Below are 3,432 nucleotides of genomic sequence, written 5' to 3' on the forward strand. Positions count from 1 at the left end.
CGGCAGCGGCACTTCAGCGCCGTCGGGCGCGTCGACGTGTGGCTCCGCGTAGGCCGCAGCCCAGTCGTCGGGTACCGTCACGTCCCGCTTGGCGAGTTCGGTCGCGACGGCTGCGGCCGGATCGTCCGGCCGGTCGGCAGTCACGAGCGTCCCGAAGAGGTCGAACGATACTCCCATATAACTGTGACTAGAACAAGCTGACTTTAATTCCTCGATCCGACGGTGCGGGTCGGCACGTCGCGCAGTAGACCGCTCGAGCCGAACGGGCGCGGACTCGAATCCGCCTCAGTCGAGTCGGGCGAACGCGAGGTTGCCAGAGATGTTCTTGATGTAGATCTCCACGACGTCGCCCTCTTCGGCACCGGGGACGAAGATCGTGTAGCTCCCCTTCTCCGCAACGCCGTCGCCCTTGCGGCCCGTACCGGTGATTTCGACCGTGTAGGTCTGGCCCTCTTCGACGGCGTCTTGCTGTTGTTGCTGCTGGCTGCTGGTCGAGCGCTTGGTGACCGGTCGGAACGCACCGCAGGCGTCACAGCGCAACATCGGCGTTCTGTCCTCGCGGACGAGGCGCGTGTCCGGCAGGCCACACTCCGAACAGAGGACGTACTCGTCGACGTAGGCGTCGATCGCCGCGCTGAGGTCCGTCTGCGAGAAAGTGCCGTTATACCGGCCGCGGCCGTTCTCGAGTTTGCCGCTGGTCCCCAGTTCGCGCTGGATGAACCGGTGGAGATGCTCCGTGTCCCGGGAGAGCACGTCGGCGATCTCGTCGAGGTTCGTGACGCGCGTAAACGCGCCGTCCTTCTGGGGCTGCGGGTCGGGGATCTGTAGCCGCTCTTCGTCGCCCCCGATATCGGGGACGTCCTCCATCGCTCGGTCGAGACTCGCTTCGTAATCCATACGCGAGAACAGGTGTTGGGAACGTAAATCCGTTCTGCTATCACGATCTGCCCGGTGGCTCGGCGATATCGTAGCCACTGAAACGACTCGTACCCGATCGCACGTCGGCTATGCGATCGGGTGTGCAGTGACTTTCAGCGGCGACGGTAGTGGGACGGATCGATGCGGTGAGATCCCGCGGGCTCAGTGCGTGCAGCCGCCGCTCTCGCCGAGCTATCCCTGTTTCTCCTCGTCCAGTTCGTCGAGATCGCGCTCGGCGTTGGCCTCGTTGGGGCTCCCGGCCTCACCCGTGAGCTCACCGTAGGCGGCCTCGCGAACCGCCTCCGGAGAGTCGTACTGCTCGTCGGCCAGCCGGTCGAAGACGCTGCCCAGCGACTCCGTTTCGTTGGGCATATCGATCGGCTGGTCGGCGTACTCCGAGGCGAGCTCCTCGCTGGTCACCGGATACTCCATCTCGCCGAGGTGGCGTTCGACGTCCTCGAGGATCGATTCCGTGTGGTCGGCCCGCTCGGATTTGCGTTGTTCGGCGCGATCTTGCGCGCGGTCTCGGTTCGGCCCGTCGTTGCTCATAGGTGGTGGTATCCCGACCCGTCGGAAAAGCGGCCGGCCGGCGCTCGCGGGGCCTGCGGCGGACGGCCGTCAATCGCGGTCGCTTCCGCCGTCGATTCGTCGCCGCGAACTCCGGGACGACCGCGCGCTCGAGCTCGCGATCGGTGTTGTTTCGATCGAAGTAACGACGTCGATGTCACTCGGCTCCTCACGGCGGGTACTTGTACTCGCTTTCCCGACGTGTCACTGGCGATATGGACGATAGCGACGACAATCGACGAACGATAGCCGCGTGCGAACAGTGCGGATCGCTCTACGCGGCACTCGAGCTGTCCGACGATAAGATTCGCCCGATCGGTCGCAGGGACGGGTGTCGGTGCGGCGGAACGGATTTCACCGCCGTCGACGATTCGCTCTCGGATCTCTCGCTCGAGGACGACTCGGACGAGTGACCTCCTCGCGGGGCAATCGGTAGCGTTCGCACTGGCTGCTGGAACCCGATATCGATCCCTCTATACGGTTCTGCTGAACGGGACGACGGCGCCGCGTAGAGCCGTCGAGAACACGCGCGAAGCCGTCGTGATATCGCACTTCGTTCTCCATCTCGAACCCTAGTCGGATTTGGTTCAGGATACTGTGGTAATATTGGTCAGGCACCAATATCTATTCATAGTTGAGGTCTGAATTGTCATCACACGGCATGGAGAACGAACGGATCACACCCGTCGACCTTCCCGAACCGCGCTACGAGTACGGAGCGGACGATCACGTGTTCGTCGAGCTCGCGGAGGAAATGAGTTTCACCGCCAATTTCAAGGCGATGGCGATCACCCAGCAGGTCGCCGAGCGAGATATCGACGGCGTCGTCGAAAACTGCCCGGCCAACGCGTCCTACATGCTCCGTATCGATCCGGAGATCATCCACCCAGACGACCTGATCGCGGAGCTCGAAGAGATCGAGTCCGAGATCGATCTCGAGAACTACGAGTGGGAGACGCGTCTCATCGACGTACCGGTCCTGTTCGAGGATCCGTGGACCCACGACACGCTCATGGAGTTTCGCGAGCGCCATCAGGACCCCGACGCGACCGACCTCGAGTACTCGGCGGAACTCAACGGCTTCGACGGCGTCGAATCGTTCATCGACGCTTTCGTCGGCGCGCCCCATCTGGTCACGATGGTCGGGTTCGTCCCGGGGCTGCCGTGGTGTTTCCAGATGGTCCCGCGGAGCCAGCAGTTGGAAGTTCCCAAGTACGTCGAGCCCCGAACCGACACGCCGAGTCGCGCGGTCGGCTTCGGCGGCGCGTTCTCGGTCATCTATCCGGTGCAGGGGGCCGGCGGCTACCAGCTGTACGGGCGGACGCCGATCGAAGTGCTCGACACCGAACAGACCCTCCCCGACTTCCGCGATTCGATGGTGTTCCTGAACCCCGGTGACATCCTGAACTACAGACGGATCGATCGCGAGGAGTACGACGCGATCCGCGAGGAGGTCGAAGCCGGCACCTACGAGTACAATTACGGAGATGTCCGTTTCTCACCGGAGGAGTTCTTCGAGTCACCGGCCGAGTACAACGAGCGGCTCATGGAGGTGGTAGAATGATCGAAATCGAGGAGGGCGGCATCGCGAGCACGGTACAGGACCTCGGTCGCACCGGCCACTACCACATCGGCATGCCGCCGTCGGGCGCGATGGACCGCTACGCCCACACGGTCGCGAACTACCTCGTCGGGAACGACGCCGACGCGGCGACCGTCGAAATGACGTATCAGGGCATCACCGCGACGTTCCGAGACGACGCCGTGATCGCGATCACCGGTGCTGACATGTCGCCCAGCCTCAACGGCGACCCGATCGACACGTGGGAGACCGTCGCCGTCGACGCCGGCGACGAACTCGAGCTGGCGTTCGCGACCGAGGGGGCACGAGCCTACCTCGCGGTGGCCGGCGGCGTCGACGTCCCCGAAGTGATGGACAGCCGATCG

At 63.8% G+C, this 3,432-nt stretch carries 5 protein-coding genes and 1 pseudogene; 3 read left to right on the forward strand and 3 right to left on the reverse strand.

The genetic code is table 11. The features are described 5' to 3' along the window. From PGX04_RS08520 to PGX04_RS08530, 3 genes and pseudogenes are all read right to left on the reverse strand, one after another. Window positions 1-177 (reverse strand): annotated as a pseudogene (locus PGX04_RS08520) (HAD family hydrolase); the annotation flags it as partial. 108 nt (window positions 178-285) lie between these two features. Continuing rightward, window positions 286-897 carry a translation initiation factor IF-2 subunit beta gene (locus tag PGX04_RS08525; protein ID WP_180842191.1) on the reverse strand — a complete coding sequence of 204 codons (612 nt, stop codon included), beginning with the start codon at window positions 895-897 and terminating at the stop codon, window positions 286-288. A gap of 213 nt (window positions 898-1,110) precedes the next feature. Next, window positions 1,111-1,467 (reverse strand): DUF5789 family protein, encoded by a 357-nt coding sequence (locus PGX04_RS08530; RefSeq protein WP_273738116.1) that lies wholly within the window; start codon window positions 1,465-1,467, stop codon window positions 1,111-1,113. 233 nt (window positions 1,468-1,700) lie between these two features. Between PGX04_RS08530 and PGX04_RS08535 the strand changes: the two genes are divergently transcribed. The 3 genes from PGX04_RS08535 to PGX04_RS08545 all read left to right on the forward strand — a co-directional run. Next, the gene (locus PGX04_RS08535; protein ID WP_273738117.1) at window positions 1,701-1,898 is read left to right on the forward strand and encodes a hypothetical protein; all 198 of its coding nucleotides are present in this window, start codon (window positions 1,701-1,703) and stop codon (window positions 1,896-1,898) included. Window positions 1,899-2,146: 248 nt separating this feature from the next. Beyond that, on the forward strand, window positions 2,147-3,049 hold the full coding sequence (locus PGX04_RS08540; protein ID WP_273738118.1) for a 5-oxoprolinase subunit B family protein: 903 nt from the start codon (window positions 2,147-2,149) through the stop codon (window positions 3,047-3,049). Beyond that, a partial coding sequence (locus tag PGX04_RS08545) for a 5-oxoprolinase subunit C family protein (protein ID WP_377042379.1) occupies window positions 3,046-3,432 on the forward strand: 387 nt, incomplete at its 3' end. The genes PGX04_RS08540 and PGX04_RS08545, both read left to right, overlap by 4 nt.

It is taken from the genome of Natrinema soli, from assembly GCF_028618695.1.